The sequence below is a fragment of the Psychrobacillus psychrodurans genome, assembly GCF_050209195.1.
Lineage (GTDB): Bacteria > Bacillota > Bacilli > Bacillales_A > Planococcaceae > Psychrobacillus > Psychrobacillus psychrodurans.
On sequence record NZ_CP189791.1, the window covers coordinates 457,040 to 480,144 of the forward strand.

A 23,105-nucleotide genomic window follows, 5' to 3' on the forward strand; every position below is an offset into this window, starting at 1 on the left:
TTGCCAAATTGGTAAGGGTGTTTTTATATACATTCACTCTGTAAAAAGAATGAATTGTAAAATACTTTACAAATTCAAATAATTGTTATTTAATTAATTAGGTTAACTAACTAATTTTCATAATAATAAAGGAGGGGTTTATATGAATTCGATGTTTGCTAAATTTAAAATTCTTCAGCGACCTTATGCGAATGGTCTTCAGGAAGTGTTGAGTCCTTTTCAGATGTCAGAAGCCCAGTGGGGATTAATAAGATACATTTATGAAGTTGGTCCTGCGACAAATTCAGAAATTGCTCTGTATTGGAGTGTTGAGAAGCCTTCTGTCACAGCACTTGCGCAGAAGCTTATTGATCAACAATTAATATACGTAGTTTACGGAACAGATAAACGAAAAAAAGTAATGCATTTAACGGAGAACGGAATAGCTAAATATCAACAATTAAAAGAAGCAGTTCATACTTTCCAATCTTCGCTTTTAGAAGGCATTACTAAAGAAGAATGTGAGATTGTGGAAAATGTTTTAGAAAAATTGCAACAAAATATTAGGAAGTAGTGGTAGTTTATGAACAAAGAAAAACTTTGGACGAAGGAATTTATAATCGTTTCAACTATAAATTTTTTAGCAACATTAGTATATTTTTTATTATTGGTAACAATCGCATCTTATGCAACATCTGAATTTGGAGCCTCTACTAGTACGGCGGGCTTAGTATCAAGTATTTTTATTATTGGCTCATTGTTGGGTAGACTTGGTGCTGGACGTTTTATCGGACAAAAAGGGCCGATTAAAGTATTGTGGATAGGTTTAACTTTCTTTGCCATTACATCGGCACTATACTTCTTGGCGAACAGTATTCCACTGCTGTTAATCAACAGATTAGCGCAAGGGATTGCAGTTGGAATTATTGGTACTGCAACGGGTACTATTGTGGCTCATATATTGCCAAGTGCGCGTAAAGGAGAGGGGATTGGTTATTTTAGTTTAAGTGCTATATTAGCAACAGCTGTTGGTCCCTTTATAGGGATTCTACTGATGAATATGGAAAGTGGCTTCACGATCATGTTTGTGATGAACCTATTTATGTCGCTCATATGTATGCTATTCTTAGCAACTGTAAAACTAAAATTAGCTCCAATTAAACAACCAGAACAAAAAGCAGTAAAAAGCTCAATTTTATCTCAATTTATCGAACCGAAAGCAGTGCCTATTTCTTTTATTGCATTGATCATCGGTTTTAGTTATTCAGGCGTTATGACCTTTTTGTCTTTTTATGCGGAGTCTATTAATCTAGTTAGTGCAGCTAGTTATTTCTTTTTAGTCTATGCTGTTGTTATCATTTTCTCTCGTCCATTTACAGGTAAAATAATGGATTCTAGAGGTGCAAACATTATTGTCTACCCATGCATAATTATATTTGCTATCGGGATGTTTTTCTTTAGCCAAGCTTCGGAAGGATGGATGTTACTTCTTGCAGCAGCATTTATAGGGTTTGGTTATGGTAACTTTAATTCAGTTGCACAAACGATCGCAGTTAAAGTAACAGAGCCACATCGTTTCGGTTTAGCTACTGCAACCTATTTTATACTATTCGATTTGGGTTTAGGCATAGGTCCATACGTTTTAGGCTTTATCGTACCCGAGACGGGATACCGTACAATATTTGTAGCAATGGTTGTAGTAATTATACTTTGTATTCCTCTATACTATTTAATGCATGGTAGAAAAGATAAGGAATTAATGAAAACTGCATAATAACCTCGTAACAAAAAAGTAAAAACAATATAAACAACAAAATGCCTAACGAAATATCATATTCGTTAGGCATGTTACTATTTAAGGAGTTGTTTGCAATTCTAAATTTCCATTCCCATTGATTTCTTTCATTCTCAAACTTTCGACAGGGAAGATAAATGTCCAAGGCATACTGGTTTTAGGTTTAATAATTAACTTAGGAACAGTAAAAGTGTGTTCTGCAATAATTGTTTCCTTTTCTATATAGGCAATTTTTTGTTTCTGAAAAATTTGCTCAATATCTGCAAAGTTATGAATCAAGACAGTAATTAATATCTCTCCTTTATAATTCAGAGCTTCCCAAATGGGAACCAACCGAATAATTTGCCCATTTATCATATTACTATCTTGAAAAATTTCTGTTATTAGCTCTCTATCTTTGATAGCAATAGTCTTTTCCCACGAAGATTCAAATTGTAAAGTTTGCATTCCATAATTCCTCCAATTTAATCTCTTTTAACCATACCAATAAACTTCACAGAATAAAATCCTTTAACTTTTTAGCTATGATAAATAGTAGATGACAACTTTGTTCCATTCAACAAATTGGAAAGTAATTTAGAAACTGATTCTAAAGTTATGGTAAATGGTTAGGTTAATAGTGAAAATGTACTTCCTATTTTAAATGAAACAAAATAATGAGTTTATTAATAAAAAACATTGAAAAATATTGGTTTAACTCTCTTTTTAAGTATATATTTATTGGTTAATAAGGACTACTTTAAAATATCGGTAAATTCCGTGGTCTACTCACATAAATTGGAAGTGGGAATAATTGTTTATTTCTTCTAAAAGTACAAATAACGTCTATTAATAAACAAAAAAATATCATTTGTATATTCCTTAGTAGTACCAACGGTTCTTTTGATAATTTTATATTAATATAATTCTGTGAGTAGAGACTATTAACCTATTAAAAAAATGTTAAAAATAGTTTATATTTATTATTTTTGAATATTCAGATAATCATCGACAGATTTCGACAGAAATTTATAGGAACTTCGTCTATTGTTATAGATACACCTAGAGAGATTTAGATTGTCACCATTGATTCTATTTACCAAAATTTTTTGGGAAGGAGGATAAGGTGTTTTTTTATGGCCTTTTGTAAGTTTTATTGGTAAAAAATCTTTGAAAAATTTAGGGAGGAATGAAATTGAGGAAGAAAAAAAGTCAAACTAAAGTTCTTAGTGTTGTAGCTAGCGTACTTATGACATTTTCACTTGTTGCGCCAAACGTAGTTAGTGCGGAAACAGCAAACAAACTTCACCAATCATTCAGAGATTCAAGCTCTAGTTCTATTTCAGCAAAGGACAAGCTGAATAGTCGGTTACTGGAAAGTTTCAAAAGCGATGATAAAGTTACATTTCTAATAAAATTCAAGGAAAAAGCAGATTCCTTACAAGTAGCGGAGAATGCAAGAAAGAATGCTGAAAAGGCAAACTTATCTTCTCACAATGCTAAGCTAATCCAACGATCTGCTGTTGTATCGGAACTGAAATCCACTTCCTTGGAGTCTCAGCAATCCGTTACAGATTTTCTAGAGCAAGAAGTTGATAAAGGCAATGCAAAAGATATTGAATCCTACTATATAGTAAACGGTATGTCTGTTACAGCGACGAAAGAGGTTGCTGAAAAATTGACTACATTCCCAGAGGTAGAAAAAATTTTACCAAATGAAACCCGTCAATTATTTACTACAAAAACAGAGAATGCAGTTGTACCTAAAGCAGAAACTGCAAATGTAGAATGGAACGTGGAACGGGTCAAAGCTCCAGAAGTGTGGGAGATGGGAATTGACGGAGCGGGAACAGTAGTAGCAAGTATTGATACAGGTGTTCAATGGGATCATCCTGCTTTAAAAGAAAAATACCGTGGTTATAATAAGGCGAGTGGCGCGGTTTCTCATGACTATAACTGGTTTGATGCAACAGCAGGGCAAGCTACACCATATGATGACCAAGGACATGGAACACATGTAACGGGAACAATGGTTGGTAGTGAACCTAATGGCGCTAACCAAGTCGGGGTAGCTCCAGGTGCAAAATATATTGCTGTTAAAGCATTTACCGCAAGCGGGGGGTCAGATACTGACTTACTCGAAGCTGCTGAATGGATTTTAGCTCCAACTGATGCAGAAGGTAATGCACGAGTAGATATGGCACCGGATGTAGTGAATAACTCATGGGGTGGCGGAGCAGGACTAGATGAGTGGTACCGTGATGTTGTAGTAAACTGGCGTGCAGCAGAGATCTTCCCAGAATTCTCTGCAGGGAATACTACCCTTACAAATCCTGGTGGAGCAGGTTCTGTAGCAGCACCAGCTAATTATCCAGAATCTTTTGCAACAGGAGCGACGGATATTAATAACACTGTAGCGAACTTCTCGTTACGTGGACCATCCCCGTATGCAGAAACTAAGCCGGATATATCTGCACCTGGTGTGAATATCCGTTCGTCTGTACCTGGAGGAATCTATGAAGGTGGTTGGAATGGTACATCGATGGCAGGACCAGCTGTAGCAGGTGTAGCAGCATTGCTGAGACAAGTGGATGCTGATCTAACTGTAAATGAGATGGAAGAGATTCTCCTAAACACAGCAAATCCTTTGACAGATTCGGAGTATACAACGGTTCCGAATCACGGATATGGCCATGGTTTAGTAGATGCATATGAAGCAGTGGCGTCTATTATTACAGGTCTTGGAACATTAAAAGGACAAGTTTCACAGCAAGGTGATGATACGGAGGCTCCAGTATTTGAACATGCTGCTCCAAGTGAGACGTATGAAGGAATGGCTTTACCTCTAACAATCTCAGTTACTGATAACATTAGTATTTCTTCCGTTAACTTAAACTATAAAGATGCAGATGGTGCATGGCAATCAATTGAGGCTGGGCGCACATCTGGAGACTATACGGATGGTGAATACACTGTAGTAGTACCTGGAGAATTTATTACAGGGGAAACATTTACGTACAAATGGACAATAAATGATTTTGGTAACAATGAAGTAGTTAGTGAAGATTATGTGATTCAAGTGAATCCAGGTATAGCAGTTGGATATTCTGAAGACTTTGAAGCTACACCAGTTGGTTGGACTTCATTTGGAGAGAAAAATAGTTGGGAATGGGGTATTCCAACAGTAGGTCCTGAAGGTGCAGCGTCCGGAGAAAAAGTGTACGCTACCAATTTAGATGGAACATATGAAAGCTCTATGAATGCTACGCTTGTTATGCCTCCAGTAGATTTGCCAGAAGGAAATTCATACTTGCAGTTTAAGCAATGGCATGAGTTCGAACAGTCTTCAGCAGGAAGAGCATATGATTATGGACATGTTTTTGTTTCTACAGATCAAGTAGAATGGACACAATTATTGAAGGTTCAAGGTACATCAGCTGGTTGGATCGATGCAGAAGTTGATCTATCGGCATATGCAGGACAACGTGTATATATCGGATATAACGCTTTCTCAGATGGAAGTGTTGTAAAAAATGGCTGGTATCTAGATGACGTTGTTTTAGCGGATATTTCCCAAACTGGGAAAGTATCGAAAGGAAATAGTGCAAACAAAAGTAATAACGGCAGTAAAGCTGGAAATAGTGGAAGCAAAGCAAACAAAGACAATAATAAAGAAACAGACAAAAAGTCATTTAAAGAAGCAATAGACCCTAAAACAATTAGACCTGTAATGTCTGTTAAAGAAGCACCTCCAGTGGTAGATACAATTGTTAATCCGACACTTTTACCATTAGGTGCTCAGGTAAGCATATTAGAATCTGGCCGCTCGGTTTATTCAAACCCAGCAGATGGTTCGTATTCACTTACTCATGGTGCGGGTACTTTTACTACTAAAGCAGAAGCTTACGGATTTGAGTCGGAAGAAAAATCTGTAACTATTGAAGCAGATGGTGTTACAACTGCTAATTTTACGTTAATGGAAATGGCAGAAAATATGGTAAGTGGTGTAATTACTGACCAATCGACGGGAGAGGGGATTGAAGGAGCAACCATTATCCTGGTTGAGGATGCAAATGTAACGCCTGTATTAACGGATGCATCTGGTAATTACTCATTGACTGCATATGAGGGAGAATACACTCTTAAAATAATCGCTCGAGGTTATCATAGTCAAGAAGTGTCGATCACAATCGGTTCGGATGCGACTACACAAAATATTGCCTTAGAACCTTTCTACACATATCCAGGTGGAGAAATTGGATATGATGATGGAACAGCGGAAAATGCACGGGCATTCAATGCAGCAGGCAACGCTTGGGCTGTGAAAATGTCACTTCCTGAAGGCAAAGAGAATGGAATTGTTACAGATGGAGTTTTCCGTTTCTGGGATACAGAATGGCCAATTCCAGGTGGTACGGAGTTTGCTGTAGAGGTTTGGGATGCTAAGGGTGCAGATGGAACACCTGGTAAAAAACTAGCTGGTCCTATTGATGCAACAGCGCTTCGTAATGGTGAATGGACTGTAGTTGATCTTACGGAACACAATATTACAGTGAATGGTGACTTCTTTATGGTATATCGTCAAACCGCAGCAAATCCTAATTCACCTGGACTTGCAACTGATGAAAACGGAGTAAATGCAGAAAGAAGTTATCAAGGTGTATCCGGAGCATGGTCACCATCTCCTGCAACAGAAGGGAATTATATGATTCGTGCTCGTGTTAGCTATGAAGTATCGGGTCCGGTTATAACTTCACCAGAAGCTGGTTTAATAACAAATGAAAAGCAGTTTAATGTAGAAGGAACTGCTTCACCTACAACTACAATTGAATTAAAACAAAATGGAGAAGATGCAGGTTCAGTAGTAGTCGGAGAGGACGGGAAGTTCTCAATTGCAACTGAATTAACAGAAGGATCCAATGAGTTTGTAGCAGTTTCTGTATTGGATGACCGAGTAACGGGGCAATCTGAACCAGTTACAGTAGTTTTGGATACTGTTAAGCCAGAACTAACTATCGATAACCCAGTAGACGGAGAAAAAGTAAATCGTGAAACTGTAACTGTTCAAGGTACTATTACAGATGAGAACATAGATTTCGTTCATGTTAATGGTCAAGCTGCAACAGTATCAGACGGTAAATACTCTAAACGAATTCTTCTAGATGAAGGCATCAATAAAATCGTAGTGGAGGCTCGTGATAAAGCTGGTAATAGTGAATCGAAAACAGTCACTGTTACAGCAGATTACAACGCTCCGGAAATTACTAATCTGAAGCCAGAAAATGATCTTTATTTGGCAACAGGAAGAAGTGTTAAAATTGAATTTGATAGTAATCCAGGATTAAAAACTTCATTTGTCATCCATATGCCACTAACTAATGTAGGACAAGTAAACAATGCAACCGAGCTACCTATGATGGAACAGGGGGCAGGTCATTACGTTGGTTACTGGACAGTACCTGCTGATACTGTTGCAAATGGAGCAGTAATCGAGGTCAAAGTGGTAGATGAATTTGGAAATGAAACACGTCAAAAGGCTGAAGGTAAACTGTTTGTCAATGTTCCAGCACCAACGGAACAACCTAAAGAAGATGAGACGGAAGTAAAAGATGAAGCATCAATAAAGGATTTAGAAGAATAGCATTATAGTAAAGATGCCAGAGAGGAAAATATCCTCTTTGGCATTTTTTATATGGCAAAAAACCTAAACATCACTTATGGAAGTTTCACTTTATTGAAGCATATGATGGTGTAAAAGGAGTGTAAACTTGAATGAGTATGTAAATGTGCTATTAAATTTTCTGCCTCCAACTGCAACAATCCTAGAATTGTCAGGACTTCCTAAAAATCTAGCAGTGTTGTTAGCGGATATTGATGGTGATCAGAAAAATGAATTAATCGGAGCATACAAATATAAAGATCAAAATTTCCTAGTTATACTAAAAAATATCCATAACCAGTGGCTGCCTTTAATACATATAAAAGGAAACGGTTATGGAATTTCAAGTCTAATGGCGGTGCCAATTACAACTAATTGGGTGAATACACTCATTGTTGGCTGGCAGATAGGTAGCGAATGGTCCAAGTTGGATTTGTTGCAATGGGTGGACGGTGAAATTATTCGATTACCTACTTCCAATATAGCTTATAGTAAATTGGAAGTGGAAGACATGCCTGGACTATACGGTCCTGATGGTCAATACGAACTCGCAATTTGGGTCCATGATACAGGAGAGGCATACAAAGTAGATGTATATCGTTTTGAAGAAAATAAGCTAGTTTTAGCGAAGGATGTATATCCGTATTACTTTAAGAGAGTTGAGGATTATTATGAAAGACTGCTACAATCCAATGATTTCTCCTATTATTGGTATTATTTAGCCGAAGCGCAAAAGAAGGCAGGGGATTTAGAACAGTTTATGATTTCTATTAATAAGGCTTTGGCTTTCAGTGAACCGTATCCATCTCTGGAATTTTTGTTAAATATGAGGCGACAAGTGTTAGAGGTCATGCAAAATAATAATCATAAAAATGATGAGATTATTGTGTATTCCAGAGGTGATTTGACAGGGGATGGCTTTTTAGACACTGTTTACCTAACTGGGGAGAAGACTGAAGGGAGTCCGTTTTGGCAAAACATCTCTTTAAATGTTTTGTATCAACATGAAAATACGTTAGAGAGAATTTATCTGAAACAAAGTGCTGGATATAATCCGACCATTTTTCTTGGTGACTTTACTGGTGACCAAGTGGATGACATTTTAGTTGTTATAGATACTGGAGGGAGTGGAGGGACAATTTATGCATTTGTCTTTTCCTATACTCATGGCAATATACAACAAATCTTTGACGTGGAAGAGTTCAATGAAACCTCTAAATATGAAGTCGATTTTGATAATTACTACCAAGTCAATGTAGTTAGCTCTTATCCAAGTAAGCAATATAGATTGGACTTAACATATAAAGGAAAAGAATATTTATCGGAAATTTATGATGAAGACGGAATTCTAAAAGAACCGATAGAAGGCTGGGTTGATCCTGTCGGTGGGTTGTATCCTATTGACTTTGATAGAAACGCTACCTATGAACTAATGTCTTTTCAAGAAATTGCAGGAAGGTATCATGCAGATGCGATTGGGTATGTTCAAACAGTACTGAAATGGGATGGGCAAAAATTTATATCTGATAGGCAGAATGTTTCTATCTATGGAGAAGATATTTCTTATCATTAATAAAAAGAATTGCTACCAAGTCATCAATTTGGGGCAATTCTTTTTATGTAAAAGAATAAAAAAGTATAAAAAATGTCCCGTAAACACTGAGTTATAGATGCTTTATAGAATGAATGATCCTACTGATTTCCGTTTCAGGCGGACGCTTTCCGCGGGCGTTGCTTCAGCCTTCTCGCTCGGAAAACATATGCTCCTGCGGTTACTCGTCGCAAAGACATTACCCAAACAAAGTCCGGTCAATGTCTTCGATGCGGAGTCCTCGCCTAACGCTTTTCCCGCTAGAGTCGCCACCTTTCACTCCAATCAATATAGTGAGTAGTACATAAGATTAAGCGGAGCTTATCGCTTAGATGATAATAGTAATTAAAGTATGTATTTACCTGTTTCTAGAAATTGTAGGAGGGTGAGGGATAGACAAACGCTATAAGATTACAGAAAAAAAGTGATATTGGTTGTGACGAATGTCATAACCAATATCACTAAAAATTTACTCGGTAATCGCCAAAGTCCTTTTATTAACGATAGACTCTGGTTTGGAACGTAAAGGACCGGGCATCTTTTCTGTATGGTTTTCTTATATGATTATAAAAATACATTCCACACTGTTAGAAAATTATTGCATATCTATGTCATGTCGTGATATAGTCGTAACGTGACATAGTGGAGGTGCACATTGGAAAAATTACTTAAAAAATATATACCGATGACCGAAACAGCATTTTATATACTGCTTTCTTTAACAGAACCATCCCACGGCTACGGCATTATTAAACGTGTGGAGGAATTAACCAACTGTAGATTAAAGTTAGGTTCAGGTACGATTTATGGTACTTTAACAAAAATGCAAAGTGATGGAATGATAGTCGTATTTTCAGATGAAAAACGTAAAACCATATATGAAATTACTCAGCTTGGCAAAACTGTGATGAGAGCAGAAATTGGTCGTTTAAAAGAATTGCACTCAAATGCCTTACGATTGGAGGGGAAATTCAAATGAAAAAAATGAGGTGGCTTTGGAGTTATCGAATTGATTCGACTGAAAAATGGCTAGAAGATTTAATGAATAAAGGTTTTCACTTAAAAAGTCTTAACCGTTTTTCGAGGGTTTTTACGTTTGATCAAGGGGATTCAATAAAGAAAAAAGTACGTATTCATTATGGTGAAAAAACAATTGCCCCTCAGCTCTCTTCTGCTGGTTGGGAAAGTATGGCAAATTCGGGTAAATGGCAAGTGCTCACAAATGAAGGGCAGGATGTTTCCATTTTTCCTAATAGGGATCAATTGTTCAAGCGCACTCGAATACATGCTTATTTGTATTTCTTAATCTCCACCTTCTACTTAACATCTTATTTATCGTTTATATTGTTATTTGGTCTTATTTTGAATATTTTTAGTGAAACTTTTAAAATTGGTCCATTATTATTGCCAGTAATTATTTATACGGGACTAGTCGCATTAACCATTTTCGTCTTTAGAGCTTATCGCACATTTGAAAAGCAAATACTCGGTACTGACGTCATTAAAAAATCTAGAACGAAGAAAATCCGTAAAATTCGTCCTGCTTGGATGTATGAACCGTTACGAACGACGATTTGGCTCGAGGAGATGGCAGAACGGGGTTATGAACTTGAATCTGTTTTTGCAACGATTTTTACATTCCGACCAAAGGAAAAAAATAATATTACTTATGAGGTTACGTTTGAACCGAAAGTTAATGCAAATTACTTTCAGTTTCACAAGGATGTTGGGTGGGAGTTAAAATACACTTCCAATATAACATGGTTAAACTACACAATTTGGGGGATGTCTTATGAAGAGGGAGAAGAAAAACCTGCATTTTCCTATGATGAGCTAGAAAGAAGAAAAGTTGCTAAAAAGGCTTTTTTTATGAATTGTGGAATGTCTGTATTCATTTTATTAATTTGCGCTCAGTCTATATATATGAATACGGTCACAATTGACCGACCATTTTTGGACTGGTCATACATGGGAGTTATTCGTATCATGCTTGTGGTTATGAGTGTGTTTTGGATTTTTATGTTTGTCCGTATTGTTCTAGGCTATCGAAAAGAGTTGAAATTAATAAGTGGAGCGTAATTTAGATGTGTTGTATGTTATCAAATTTGTTAGAGCTGCTTTAGGAACCAATAGGAACCAATAGGAATCATTACGGAGCAATTATTAGCGAATTTTGACCAGTTATAGATGTTGTGGTGGAAACAGTATTCATAATCGGAATGATAATAGTGGCTTCCGAAGAAGGATTTATTGGAAAGAGGGCAGGGGAACATGCATTACGAATATGAGCAAATAGATTATCAGGTTGATATACCGATTAAGATTTTCACACATACAGTAGAACGTTTCCCCTATCATTGGCATGAAGCAACAGAAATCCTTTTCGTGCTTGAAGGCGAATTGGAAATTAGGGTTAATCAAGATAACTTCCAACTGAGTACGGGCGATATATTGCTGAATTTACTTTGCTCCAAGTATATAATCTAGATTTCAAAAGATAACCGGAAATGCCACTCGAATAATTCATTTGTGGCATTTCCGGTTATTTCTTTAATGAATCTAATGGTCTAATTTTAAAAGATGAGAGACTCATCTCGAGATAATCAAGAAGTGGAGGATATTTGTTTACCCTATTTACCCATCATACTAGTTCACAAAAAAGACAATAATAATTGACAACTTTGTGAACATAGTGAATAATATAAGTATGAAGGGGTGTTACAATATGGAATCATACGTAAAAATGTTGCACGCTACCAAAATGGTCGGGGCTACTTTATTAACGATAGGAATTGCTATCTTTTTATACGGAGCATTACTTAGTGAGTTAAGCGCAGTTATAGGCGTTGGAATAGGTGTAGTGATGGGAGCAGTATTTATATTCCTGATTGGAATGATATTAGTGGCTTCAGAAGAAATGATTTTAAACTCTAATAAATACAAAAAAGAGAGCGCTTAATAAACGCTCTCTTTTTTGTATTATAAATAGCTATAATATAAAAAAGGGAGGATCATGACTAATCTATAGTCACGTTCCTCCTTTTTATGTCTGTTTTTACATATCCCAAACTAATACAAGTAGCGTACCGAAAATGGTAATTAAAGCAATGAGTAGAGCGTAGTAGATATTGAGATAAATAGAACCTTTATCTTTAGTCTCTCCAGCATGCATAAAGACAACTACTTGTAGTCCCGCTTGAACAAAAGCAGTTATTAAAAGTACTGTCATTCCTGCTGTGTAAGACATATCTGTGAAATAAACTAAAAGCGCTATGACTGTTAGGATTAACGAAAATGCAAAGCCCATTACTTGTTTAATAGGGAATAATTCTTTCATATTACATCATTCCTTTCAAGTAGATGAAGCTGAAGATGAAAATCCAAATAATGTCTAGGAAATGCCAATAAAGTGAGAAAATAAATGATTTATTGGCTGTTTCCGGGGTCAACCCGCGTTTTTTAATCTGAATAAGGATAAATAATCCCCAGAAAAATCCTAATGTCACATGCAAACCATGCGTTCCTAAGGTCGTCAACAAAGCTGCTGTAAATGCACTTGTTTGTAGTCCTGCACCAACATGTACATAATGTGTGAATTCGTAGATTTCGAAGCCTAAGAATGCTGCTCCTAAAATCAGTGTGACGATAAAGAATCCCATTGTTGCCTTTTTCTTATTCAATCGCATAGCATGAATAGCAAGCCCAATAGTAAAGCTACTTGCTAAAAGTAAAATGGTTTCCACAAGCACTGGAGCTATTTCAAAAATGTCAGCACCAGTTGGTCCGTTGCCAGTACGATTCTCTAATGTGAAATATGCAGTGAAAAGTGTTGCGAAAAGCATAATTTCTGCACCTATGAAAATCCAAAAACCTAGGATCTTCAGGTTATTTTCTTCCGTACTATATTCAAGTGGAAGCGAGTTATCTACCTTCATTTTTTAGCACCTCGCAATCTTGTTTCTGTTTCTTTAATTTCTTCGACAGAAATATATCTTCCATGGTCTTTCTCAAATGAACGGTAAGCTAAACAAGCTAGAATACCGATTAATGTGATGATTGCCAGTGGCCATATGCTAAAAATCATGGCAAATCCAAACACAAAGAAAATACAACTCATGATAAATGGTAAACCACTGTTATTTGGCATATGAATTTTTTCTATGTCGCCTTTAAATAACTCATGTCCATTTTTCTTCGAGTCCCAGAATGGTTGTGTAGATTCAACCTGTGGTGTGATCGCAAAGTTATATTCTGGTACTGGTGTGTGTGTAGCCCATTCAAGCGAACGTGCATCCCATGGGTCACTACCAATATTTCTTGGAGAATAACGAATACTATAGTAAATGTTATAAACAAGAAGAACAAAAGCAATTGCCATAATTGCAGCACCGATAAATGAAACCATATTCATAGCACTAAACCCAGTAGATTCAGAGTACGTATACATACGACGTGCCTGACCATCTAAACCAGTAATATACATTGGTATGAAGGCTAATACAAAGCCGACTGAAAGCAACCATGCTGTCCATTTACCAAGTTTTTCATTTAACATAAAGCCAAAGATTTTTGGCCAATAGAACGTTAAACCAGCAAGCATGGCATAAACTACTCCAGGAATAATTACGTTATGGAAGTGAGCAACTAAGAACATCGTATTATGATATTGATAGTCAGCTGCTGACATCGCTAGCATTACACCGGTAACTCCACCTAAGGTAAACAGTGGAATAAAGAGCATCGAATAGAGCATTGGAGTAGTAAATTCGATTTTCCCTTTCCATAAGGTGAATAACCAGTTAAATATTTTAACGCCAGTTGGTACAGCAATCGCCATAGTTGTAATAGAGAATATACTATTAGCAAGTGGACCTTGACCCATTGTAAAGAAATGGTGAGCCCAGACGAAAAATGAAAGTAGAGAAATAACGACCATTGAAGCAACCATTGACTTATAACCATAAAGATTACGTCGAGCAAACGTTGAAATAATCTCACTGTATAGACCAAATGCAGGTAATATTAAAATATATACTTCAGGATGTCCCCAAACCCAAAACAGGTTAGCCCAAAGCATATCCATACCACCGTTATCGGTAGTAAAGAAGTTAGTTCCAAATAATCTGTCCATGGTTCCCATTGCTAGTAATACAGTTAATACTGGGAAAGCAAAAACAATGATTACATTTGCGATAAAAGCAGACCATGTGAACATCGGCATTTTCATAAGCTTCATGCCTGGTGCTCTCATTTTTAAAATAGTTGTTATAAAGTTAATACCAGTCATTAATGTACCGATACCAGCTATTTGAATAGCAATCATGTAATAGTTCGTCCCAACAGACGTACTAAATTCATTCCCTGCTAGTGGGAAGTAAGAAGTCCAACCTGCATCAGGTGACCCACCTACTATGAATGAGATGTTGAATAACCCCATACCCATAAAGAATAACCAAAAACTAAGTGCATTTAGACGTGGAAATGCAACGTCCCGTGCTCCAATTTGTAGTGGTACAAGGTAGTTAAAGAAAAATATAATGAATGGCATAGCCATAAACAATATCATAACTACTCCGTGTGTGGAGAAGACTTCATTATAATGTTGTGAATCTAGAAATGTATTTTCAGGCATTGAAAGTTGATAACGCATCATAACTGCATCTACGCCACCACGGAAAAGCATTAGTAACGCTGATAGCAAATACATAATACCAATTCGTTTATGGTCAACAGTCGTTATCCATTCACGCCATAGGTAACCCCATTTCTTAAAGTAGGTAATTCCTACAACTATAGCGAGCATTGTTAGCCCGATACCAACCATGGATGCATATATTAAAAAGCTTGGATGTGGTACTGCAAAACGATCAAAGAAATCCATGCTTTGTCACTCCTTTCGAGAATTTATGGTACCTTTTAATGATTTGTATGTTCTGAATGTTCATCAGAATCATGAGATTCGTGTTCGTTATGCTGTTCATGTTCTGACTCATTCGTATTGTTATCTGTAGAACCATGGTCATGTTCTGGTGCTGGAGCGAATTCTAAGTGAGTTCCTGTATAGGTAGAGCGCCCAAGATGTCCTGGCTCTAATAGTTCCTCGAATTTATCTTCTGTAAGAGCTGGAGCAGTTTCATGTACCTCTTCTACCCAATCTAAGTAATCAGCAGGTGTCATAGCCGTAACTTCAAAAGTGTTTTCTGCAAATCCAGCTCCACTGAAGTTAGCATTTCTACCACTAAACTCTCCAGGTGCATCGGCTGCTAAGTGCAAAGTTGTGACCATATCTGACATCGCGTATTTTTGCCCGCCTAGCTGGGGAATCCAGAAACTAGTAATGGGTCCATACGAATATAATTTAAACTCAATTGCGCGGTCCGCAGGGATGTATAGATAGTTAACAGTTTCAATATTTTCTTCCGGATAACTAAAGTGCCATTTCCAGTTAGACGAGGAAGCATAAATAACTAAAGGCTCTTGATCTTCATAGCCTGCTGGAGTTGCTTCGACCTCATAGTTACTTTTGACAGAAACGATAGATAGGAAGATAACAATAATAATAGGAATACCAATACAAATTGCTTCAACAATCGGACTTCCTTCAATATGTGGTGGCTCGTAATCTTTCGGTTGATTAGAAGCGCGGTATTTTAATAAGACGAAGACTAAAATAGCTAAAACGACAATAACTATACCTAACATAAGCCAAATAGATAACATAATATCGTCAGCCTGTGTTTTTGCTTGTGGCCCTTTCGGATCTAAAACTAGTAATGGTTCACAACCGGTTAACACGGTGGAAATAGTGATAACCATCGTTAAAAGAATCCATTTCATTTTTAATTTCATAGTTCTACCCCTTCCCAGAATATTTATCCCGCATTAACGGGCAGTAATACTCCCACTTCAAGTATTGGTCTAGCAACAAAGTATAAGTGGGAGAAAACTGCCCGTAAATGCCCGAATGGTTCAACTAACAATCAGTGTGGATAAAGGAAACCCTCACTGATTGAAGTTTCACTTTATATAAACGAATAGCAAACAGATGTTGTCTCTGTATGCCTCTATCTTATTCCCATGAATTGAAAAAACAAAATGAAAAAAAGCAACTTCACAAAACGTTCATGAAGATGTGAACAAATTAAAGTAAATTGGTAACGTAATTGTGAAGTGTAAGGGGGATAATGGAAATCTAGGGGGAAAACGGGCAAGCTAAAAGGCCACAGTACAACTATGTGCTGTGGCCTTAGTTAATGATTGCTTTTTGTGTTAAACCATTTTTAATAGGGCGTCTCTTCCGATCATACCTTGAGTAATACCGAGTTCTTCCGCTTCGTAGGTGATGGATTCAAGCGGGGCATCCAGAAGCTGAGAAATTGTTTTTACTCCAACGGCTCTTCCAGCAACTACCTTTCTATCCTTTAATTTTTCATTTAATAGTGCGACGTCTAAAGCACCGCACATTATATACCCTTTGTCATTAGTGACAACTAGTAAGTTCGTTTTAGGTAACTCTACAGAAATCGATAAAAACGTATGTCCATCAATATTAATTGGTTCCATGTTAATCATGACTAAGCAGTCCTCCCTTTCCTATCTCTACAATTTATGTTTTCAATAGAAAAAGCGTGTTTTTTTGTGCGAACTAAGCCGTAATTACCATTATTAAAGGCTTTACTTTATTTAAATTGAAAGAATTCATGGAAATCTGTTTTAGGCAGTTTTTCTAAGTCCAATTCGAACTCATACCATTTGCGTTCATCCCCCGTCATACTATTTACTATGAATGGGATATTATTATCCTTTGCGATTTCTTTTATTTGATTACCTATGTAAAGGTCATTTTCCGACAAATTTTGAAACCTATAGAGCACGTCTTTATTTGAATAAGATTCTATAACCATTGCCCAAGAAATATGTGTTTCATCACTTGTATTGCTTAAGGAGGCATAGTGAACATAAGGATCTATATAAATTCGACTGACGTTCTCCCAAGGGATAGATTCTTTAACACCATTCCATTTGTTGGTGATCAAACCTCCGTCTGCATGAATTCCTCTATAATCTTCCCAGAGAACATACAAAGAGGTGCTATATGCAATAAGAGTAATTAAGATTAATAAGTTAGGTATCCATTTCCGACGTATATCCGAACTGAATATGCGTATAGAAACAAATAAGATCAGAGAGAGCATAAAACCAAGAGAAATACCTCCTCCATTAACCGAGGAAGTCGACTCAAATAAAATGAAGTGCTCGTTAAAAGTATCAGTTTTTAATTGTTCATATTGTGTGTAGCTAAAAAATAGAAGTGGTATGAGCAATGCAACAAATGCATAAGCGAAAGACCATATTATTACCTTCTCTTTGAAAATTATTAAAGTTCTTCGTAATCGGTGTCCTATTATGTAAAGCGGAAAGCTGACTAAAATTATAATTAGTATGTAAGTTAGGATATTCTCAGGCAAACTTTGCAAATTAACATAAGCAATAACAATACTTAATCCTATAAGTATTTTTCATAAAGTTTTTCATTAACTCACCTCAAATACTTTACGGAATAACTTAAAATAGGTTTCAATTGTATAATCGAAATAGCTAGCCTAGTATTTTTCATACTGGGCTAGCTAGAAATGATTATAGGTATCCTTTTAATCCGGATTTTTCAGCTGCCTTCATTTCTTTCTCCAAACCTTCTACGCTTTCTGCACGCTGTTCATTTTTCTTTTTAATGGCAGCAACGTCTTTTTCAGAAGCATATTCCATAGCTATTTCAGCGGCTTCCATATGTCTAATTGTTTTCTTTAGTCTTTCTTCACTATTCGAACGATCATTAGGACCACGTCTGGTTTTTGGCATAATATCTCCTCCTTATAATTTTAACCTTTCAATAGATAGTGTTTCCTAATTCAACAAGAATATGAGTATTCATGTAACTCCGATGTTAATTTACGAATGAATAAATATAGGGTGAAGTTGCCATATTAATGCTAGCAAAAGATAAGGAGGACTTTAATATGGATCACACACAAATGAGTTGGAAAGAAGATAATGTTCTTGCACGATTACACAATTCTGTGGATAATGTCACGCTCGCTGTTGGTCAAGCTTTAACAAATCCTACAGAACAGTCCATCCAAAATGCAGAGGATATGATTGAACGTGCCAATCGATCTGTTGCAATGGCACTAGAAAGTAGAGGGAAGATGGAGCCTATAAGTACACTACAGGAACAGTTGGACCAAAACAGAGAGAGACTAAATACTTTGCAGTAGTTAGTTCTATATTTTAAACGATAAACCTACCGCCGCTATTTAAGGCAGTAGGTTTTTATGCATGAGGCTCTTTCGCGTGTCCGATACATATATCTATTAATTATTGTAGTTGCTTAGTAATTTATCAGATAAATGGTAAAATAATAAGGGGGTTTATTTACGCAATTTTCTAAATATATATATATGGAGGGAATATTGAAATGGCAAATAAGTATCCGAAAAAGTTAAATGAAAGAATTTATTTAATCGATGGATTTGATATGGGAGAGTCAGAACGCACCGGAACGTATGTCATCGATGAACAAGAACTTACAATAATAGAAACTGGACCAAGCCCATCGGTAAAACATGTAAAAAGTGGTATGGAATCATTAGGTTTTTCATTAGACCAAGTTAAATACATAATAGTTACTCATATACATTTGGATCATGCGGGAGGAGCGGGACTTCTATTAAAGGATTGCCCAAATGCCAGGATTGTTGTTCACCCAAAAGGGATAAGGCATCTGGCGGAACCAGAAAGATTGATAGCTGGAGCGAAGGCTGTTTACGGAAATAAGTTTAAGGAATTATTTGATCCCATCATTCCGATACCTCATGAGCGAATGATTATAAAAAATGATGGGGATTTATTGAAGATAGGAGCAACTTGTATATTAAAATTTTTTGATACTCCTGGTCATGCTAATCATCATTTTAGTATTTATGATCCGATTAGTAATGGTATGTTTACGGGTGATACGGTTGGTGTTCGCTATGAACAACTCATACCAGATGGTGTTGCTTTCTTTTTACCATCTACTTCACCAAACCAATTTAATCCAGCTGCAATGCAAAGAGCAATAGATCATTTCGCACAAATGAATCTTCAATATATTTATTATGGACATTTTGGAGTAACTAACTCTCCCTCAGAAGCACTTTCTCAAGTTTCGATGTGGTTAAATATTTTTGTGACAGAAGCAGAGGCTGTGTATGCAGAGGCAAAGGGATATCGTGAGCTAGCAAATAGGCTCGATAGATTAGTAAAAGAACACCTGAAGAATCAAGGTATTTCAGAAAATCATGATGTATTTAGAATAATTGAACTAGATTTAGAAGTGAGTGCTATGGGAATGATGGATTATTTAGTCAATAAAGAAAAGAGGTGAATATTGTCAAATAGAAGTTTTAGGCTGGAGTTACTGAATTAGCTTTTAACAAAGGAATTGCTACTTTTCCATCATTCAGTTTTCTTGAACTAAAATAAGACTGTCAAAAGCGCATTGAAAAGAAGATATTATTGGATTTATTCTTTAGAAATCTAATGCTCATAATAAAAAGAGGTAAAATAGAGAGCTAAATATTTTATCTCTTTATAGTTTTGTCTATCAAAATAGTAAGAATATTTAAAATAAATTCTTTTGTTTTATGTTAAAGAGATTTATAATTGGTATAGACAACTATACCGAGCGAAAGAAACCATATTTTGAATATGTATCTTTTCGCGTGGATTACTGTAATAGAAGGAGGTGAGAAGATTGATAGATAAAAGTTCCCATGTGCCAATCTATGTTCAAATAGAGGAATTATTAAAAAAACGTATTTATATGGAAGAGTTTAAAATAGGCGAGAGTATACCTTCGGAGCGAGAACTATCAGATCAATTAGGTGTGAGTCGCATGACTGTTAGGCAATCTGTTACAAATTTAGTGAATAGCGGCTTGCTCTACAGAGAAAAAGGGAGAGGCACATATGTTGCTAATCCAAAGTTAGAACAGCCTTTAAATGGGTTAACTAGTTTTACAGAAGATATGAAGGCTAGGGGTATGCAACCAAGTAGTAAATTAATACATTTCGAAAAGGTCATACCATCTGTTGATATTGCAAGGGACTTGCAATTAGAGCAGGAAGAATTGGTCTTCTATGTTGTTCGTATCCGATATGCTGATCGTAAACCCATGGCTATTGAAAGAACCTATATACCTGTAAAAGTGTTTCCTGAACTTGATGAAAAGAAAATTATGGGGTCGCTCTATGCCTTAATAGAAGGGAATTACCGTCAGAAAATTGGGAATGCAATTCAACAAATGGAGGCAGCAATTGTTACAAAAGAGGATAGTAAATATCTTCAAATAAATAATTCCTCTGCCGTGCTCATTATTAAAAGGACTAGTTTTTTGGCAGATGGTGTTCCATTTGAATTGGTGCGTAGCACATATCGTGCGGATCGATACAAATTCATAAGTGAAATCCAGAGGTGACAGTATGCAATATGGACCCTCATCTACAGTGGTAGGTTCACTATAGTTAATGCATTAATGGTGTATTACCAGTCTTGAAAGTGCTGACGTTTCAAAAAATCAATCACAGTTCTTACATTTTCTTCTAAATTTAGGAAGTCTAATTAAGTTTGAATAATAATACTGGAGGTTTTAAGAATGGAAAAAACATTTAAAATTACTACACCCGAGGGATTACATGCTAGACCATCGACACTGTTAGTTTCAGCAGCAACAGCCTTTTCCTCAAATATACTACTTTCCTATAATGATAAATCGGTGAACTTGAAATCAATTATGGGGGTAATGGCGCAAGGTATCGCACCAGGTTCAGTTGTGACAATCTCGGCTGAAGGGATGGATGAAGAAGAAACAATTATAAAGTTAACTGAAATAATGATTTCAAATGGAATTGGAGTAGAAATCTAGAGAATAATGGGATTGATTCTAGCTTCCTACTACATTTAGTTTGTAAGGAGTGAAAGGCCATATGAAAATTCAATTAGTACCTGCAACAGATTATGAACAAGTACATCAATTAAGAGATTATAGTTTTCCAAGCAAATATGAGGGAACACGTCGTGATGATTTTCAATACTGGATGGAAAATAGTACGACGATTGGTGCCTACGACCACCAAAAGCTAGTGGGCCAATTACTAGTACTCCCATTGAATATCACGGTACAAGGTGTAAGCTATGAAATGGGTGGGATAGGTTTTGTATCTACTTATCCAGAATTCAGAAATCAAGGAATCACGAAGAATCTAATGATAAGATCCTTAGAAGAAATGCGTAAAAACCATCAATATATATCTGTGTTAGCTCCATTTTCCGTCTCTTTCTACCGCCATTTTGGTTGGGAGTTGTTTTTTGATAAGCTGCATTATTCGATTCCGGCAGAATCATTCCCACAGTATGGTAATAGAATAGATAAAATGAAACGTTTCAGTTTTGAATGGATAGATGAAGCTACTTTTCTAGAGGTTCAACAATTTCATAACGAACAAGCACTCAGAAACAATGGAGGTATGCAAAGAGATGCTTCTTGGTGGAAACGTATTGCCAGAAGAGAGCCTGACTGCCATTTTGCAGCTTATTTTGATGGAGAAACAATATTGGGCTATATCCGCTATAAGATAAAAAACTTAACATTTACTATTCAAGACTTTGTGACAAAGGATATGCAAGCTGAACAGGCAATGTGGCGCTTTATTACATCTCATAAAAGTAGTGTTCATACAATTGAGGGGGATACTTCAACTGCTAGTCATTTTGGATTTTATTTTGAACAGCCACAATTCAAAAAAGAAGTTTCACAGGATGTCATGGTAAGAATTGTCGATGTATTCGCGTTCCTTAAGAAATATTCGTGGAGTAAGTTAAATGCTTCTTTATATCTGTACATTCAAGATACTTTCGCTCCTTGGAACGAGAAATTATTTCATATAAATAAAAATGGAGAAATCGGCATAATTGAGGAAAGTTTAATAGATAAGAAACATATCTTATCTTTACCAATCACTATATTTTCAGCGATGATTGTTGGTTATTTATCTATAAGAGAAACTTTATTGTTTGCAAAACATTCGATAGATGAAGAAACGGAAGAAAAATGGAAGAATGCAATTAATTATGATCCTCCGACATTTTATGAGTATTTCTAACAAAAAACAGGCTTAAATTAATTTTTTTTGATTTTTTTTGTGGACTATACCACCCTGTAAAATAATCAGAAATTTCAAGTATTTGTAAGGTAGTCCAATTATAATTTATGAATTATATGGAAAATAATTGTGTAAAAAGTAGTTGTGGTATATACCGATAAATGATATTCTCATTTAAAGAAAGCGATTACATTGATAGGGGAGTGCTAATGATGAAAAACATTATGTTAGTTTGCGTGGCAGGGATGAGCACTAGTTTATTAGTGTCAAAAATGCAAAAATCGGCAAATGAACAAAACTTAGAAGCAGAAATTTTTGCTATAGCAGAGAGCGAAGTGGATAAAACTCTAGCAAACAAAAATGTGGATGTAATGTTACTTGGTCCACAGGTACGTTATTTAAAAGGAACATATCAATCAAAATACAAAGAGAAAAATATTCCTATTGAAGTTATTAATATGATGGACTATGGAATGATGAACGGTGCGAACGTATTGAAACAAGCACTAGAGTTAATGGGATAAGGGGTGTATCAAATGGAAGAAACGGTTTTACTGCAATCAATAATGGGGTTAATATTGCATAGTGGAAATACAAAGAGTGATTGTATGGAAGCTATTCAACTTGCTAAAAAAGGGGAATTTTTAGCTGCTAAAGATAAGGTTGAAACAGCAAATGAATCACTGGTGAAAGCACATCATTCTCAAACAGCTTTATTAACACAAGAAGCTAGGGGTGAGAAGGTGGAAGTAACTATGATGCTTATACATGCGCAAGATCACTTGATGAATTCTATTACCTTTCGTGATTTAGCAATAGAAATAATAGAATTATATGAGAGAGTACGGGGGGAATAACATCAGCAATGATGTTAAATATATAAAAGAACAAAGGGGAGTG

Annotated in this window: 23 protein-coding genes; 15 read left to right on the top strand and 8 right to left on the bottom strand. The window is 36.0% G+C overall.

Going from position 1 to position 23,105, the window contains the following annotated elements:
- The first annotated feature begins 142 nt into the window (after nucleotides 1–142).
- Entirely contained in the window at nucleotides 143–553 is a 411-nt protein-coding gene (locus ACQCPR_RS02285) for a MarR family winged helix-turn-helix transcriptional regulator (protein ID WP_427138051.1), read from the top strand.
- A 9-nt stretch (nucleotides 554–562) separates the two neighbouring features.
- Entirely contained in the window at nucleotides 563–1,753 is a 1,191-nt protein-coding gene (locus ACQCPR_RS02290) for an MFS transporter (RefSeq protein ID WP_427138052.1), read from the top strand.
- 81 nt (nucleotides 1,754–1,834) lie between these two features.
- Here ACQCPR_RS02290 and ACQCPR_RS02295 read toward each other — a convergent pair whose 3' ends face one another.
- Nucleotides 1,835–2,221: an SLAP domain-containing protein gene (locus ACQCPR_RS02295; RefSeq protein ID WP_090564908.1), complete on the bottom strand. Its 387-nt coding sequence runs from the start codon at nucleotides 2,219–2,221 to the stop codon at nucleotides 1,835–1,837.
- 721 nt (nucleotides 2,222–2,942) lie between these two features.
- On the opposite strand from ACQCPR_RS02295, the gene ACQCPR_RS02300 reads away from it, so the two are divergent.
- From ACQCPR_RS02300 to ACQCPR_RS02325, 6 genes are all read left to right on the top strand, one after another.
- Nucleotides 2,943–7,394 carry a S8 family serine peptidase gene (locus tag ACQCPR_RS02300; RefSeq protein ID WP_427138053.1) on the top strand — a complete coding sequence of 1,484 codons (4,452 nt, stop codon included), beginning with the start codon at nucleotides 2,943–2,945 and terminating at the stop codon, nucleotides 7,392–7,394.
- Between the two features lie 127 nt (nucleotides 7,395–7,521).
- Nucleotides 7,522–8,985 (top strand): hypothetical protein, encoded by a 1,464-nt coding sequence (locus tag ACQCPR_RS02305; protein ID WP_427138054.1) that lies wholly within the window; start codon nucleotides 7,522–7,524, stop codon nucleotides 8,983–8,985.
- 703 nt (nucleotides 8,986–9,688) lie between these two features.
- Nucleotides 9,689–9,982, top strand: coding sequence for a PadR family transcriptional regulator (locus ACQCPR_RS02310; RefSeq protein ID WP_427138895.1), 294 nt, complete (start codon nucleotides 9,689–9,691; stop codon nucleotides 9,980–9,982).
- Nucleotides 9,979–11,082 carry a DUF2812 domain-containing protein gene (locus tag ACQCPR_RS02315; protein WP_427138055.1) on the top strand — a complete coding sequence of 368 codons (1,104 nt, stop codon included), beginning with the start codon at nucleotides 9,979–9,981 and terminating at the stop codon, nucleotides 11,080–11,082. The genes ACQCPR_RS02310 and ACQCPR_RS02315 overlap by 4 nt, the downstream gene beginning before the upstream one ends.
- A 192-nt stretch (nucleotides 11,083–11,274) precedes the next feature.
- Nucleotides 11,275–11,490 carry a cupin domain-containing protein gene (locus ACQCPR_RS02320; protein ID WP_427138056.1) on the top strand — a complete coding sequence of 72 codons (216 nt, stop codon included), beginning with the start codon at nucleotides 11,275–11,277 and terminating at the stop codon, nucleotides 11,488–11,490.
- A gap of 238 nt (nucleotides 11,491–11,728) precedes the next feature.
- Complete coding sequence (locus ACQCPR_RS02325; protein ID WP_090564900.1) at nucleotides 11,729–11,962, top strand: hypothetical protein; 234 nt, start codon at nucleotides 11,729–11,731, stop codon at nucleotides 11,960–11,962.
- Between the two features lie 96 nt (nucleotides 11,963–12,058).
- On the opposite strand, the gene qoxD is transcribed toward ACQCPR_RS02325, so the two are convergent.
- The 7 genes from qoxD to ACQCPR_RS02360 form a co-directional block, all read right to left on the bottom strand.
- Nucleotides 12,059–12,340, bottom strand: a complete 282-nt coding sequence (gene qoxD, locus ACQCPR_RS02330) for a cytochrome aa3 quinol oxidase subunit IV (RefSeq protein ID WP_090564897.1) — start codon at nucleotides 12,338–12,340, stop codon at nucleotides 12,059–12,061.
- A 1-nt stretch (nucleotide 12,341) separates the two neighbouring features.
- The gene (gene qoxC / locus ACQCPR_RS02335) at nucleotides 12,342–12,938 is read right to left on the bottom strand and encodes a cytochrome aa3 quinol oxidase subunit III (RefSeq protein ID WP_090564895.1); all 597 of its coding nucleotides are present in this window, start codon (nucleotides 12,936–12,938) and stop codon (nucleotides 12,342–12,344) included.
- Complete coding sequence (gene qoxB, locus ACQCPR_RS02340) at nucleotides 12,935–14,884, bottom strand: cytochrome aa3 quinol oxidase subunit I (protein ID WP_090564893.1); 1,950 nt, start codon at nucleotides 14,882–14,884, stop codon at nucleotides 12,935–12,937. Before qoxB ends, qoxC begins: the two co-directional genes overlap by 4 nt.
- A gap of 35 nt (nucleotides 14,885–14,919) precedes the next feature.
- Nucleotides 14,920–15,852, bottom strand: coding sequence for a cytochrome aa3 quinol oxidase subunit II (gene qoxA, locus ACQCPR_RS02345; protein ID WP_090564891.1), 933 nt, complete (start codon nucleotides 15,850–15,852; stop codon nucleotides 14,920–14,922).
- A gap of 420 nt (nucleotides 15,853–16,272) precedes the next feature.
- Nucleotides 16,273–16,575 carry a YunC family protein gene (locus ACQCPR_RS02350; protein WP_090564889.1) on the bottom strand — a complete coding sequence of 101 codons (303 nt, stop codon included), beginning with the start codon at nucleotides 16,573–16,575 and terminating at the stop codon, nucleotides 16,273–16,275.
- A gap of 107 nt (nucleotides 16,576–16,682) precedes the next feature.
- Nucleotides 16,683–17,039 carry a hypothetical protein gene (locus ACQCPR_RS02355; protein ID WP_427138057.1) on the bottom strand — a complete coding sequence of 119 codons (357 nt, stop codon included), beginning with the start codon at nucleotides 17,037–17,039 and terminating at the stop codon, nucleotides 16,683–16,685.
- 601 nt (nucleotides 17,040–17,640) lie between these two features.
- Nucleotides 17,641–17,862, bottom strand: a complete 222-nt coding sequence (locus ACQCPR_RS02360; RefSeq protein WP_090564885.1) for a small, acid-soluble spore protein tlp — start codon at nucleotides 17,860–17,862, stop codon at nucleotides 17,641–17,643.
- A 158-nt stretch (nucleotides 17,863–18,020) separates the two neighbouring features.
- Here ACQCPR_RS02360 and ACQCPR_RS02365 point away from each other — a divergent pair, with 158 nt between their 5' ends.
- From ACQCPR_RS02365 to ACQCPR_RS02395, 7 genes are all read left to right on the top strand, one after another.
- Complete coding sequence (locus ACQCPR_RS02365; protein ID WP_090564883.1) at nucleotides 18,021–18,278, top strand: hypothetical protein; 258 nt, start codon at nucleotides 18,021–18,023, stop codon at nucleotides 18,276–18,278.
- A gap of 200 nt (nucleotides 18,279–18,478) precedes the next feature.
- Nucleotides 18,479–19,429 carry an MBL fold metallo-hydrolase gene (locus tag ACQCPR_RS02370; RefSeq protein WP_090564881.1) on the top strand — a complete coding sequence of 317 codons (951 nt, stop codon included), beginning with the start codon at nucleotides 18,479–18,481 and terminating at the stop codon, nucleotides 19,427–19,429.
- 369 nt (nucleotides 19,430–19,798) lie between these two features.
- A complete protein-coding gene (locus ACQCPR_RS02375) occupies nucleotides 19,799–20,521 on the top strand; it encodes a GntR family transcriptional regulator (RefSeq protein ID WP_090564879.1) in 723 nt (240 codons plus the stop codon).
- A gap of 177 nt (nucleotides 20,522–20,698) precedes the next feature.
- Nucleotides 20,699–20,968: an HPr family phosphocarrier protein gene (locus ACQCPR_RS02380; protein ID WP_427138058.1), complete on the top strand. Its 270-nt coding sequence runs from the start codon at nucleotides 20,699–20,701 to the stop codon at nucleotides 20,966–20,968.
- A gap of 61 nt (nucleotides 20,969–21,029) precedes the next feature.
- Entirely contained in the window at nucleotides 21,030–22,205 is a 1,176-nt protein-coding gene (locus ACQCPR_RS02385) for a GNAT family N-acetyltransferase (RefSeq protein WP_427138059.1), read from the top strand.
- Nucleotides 22,206–22,417: 212 nt separating this feature from the next.
- Nucleotides 22,418–22,729 carry a PTS sugar transporter subunit IIB gene (locus ACQCPR_RS02390; RefSeq protein ID WP_093494135.1) on the top strand — a complete coding sequence of 104 codons (312 nt, stop codon included), beginning with the start codon at nucleotides 22,418–22,420 and terminating at the stop codon, nucleotides 22,727–22,729.
- Between the two features lie 12 nt (nucleotides 22,730–22,741).
- Nucleotides 22,742–23,062, top strand: a complete 321-nt coding sequence (locus ACQCPR_RS02395) for a PTS lactose/cellobiose transporter subunit IIA (protein ID WP_427138060.1) — start codon at nucleotides 22,742–22,744, stop codon at nucleotides 23,060–23,062.
- Nucleotides 23,063–23,105: the final 43 nt, after the last annotated feature.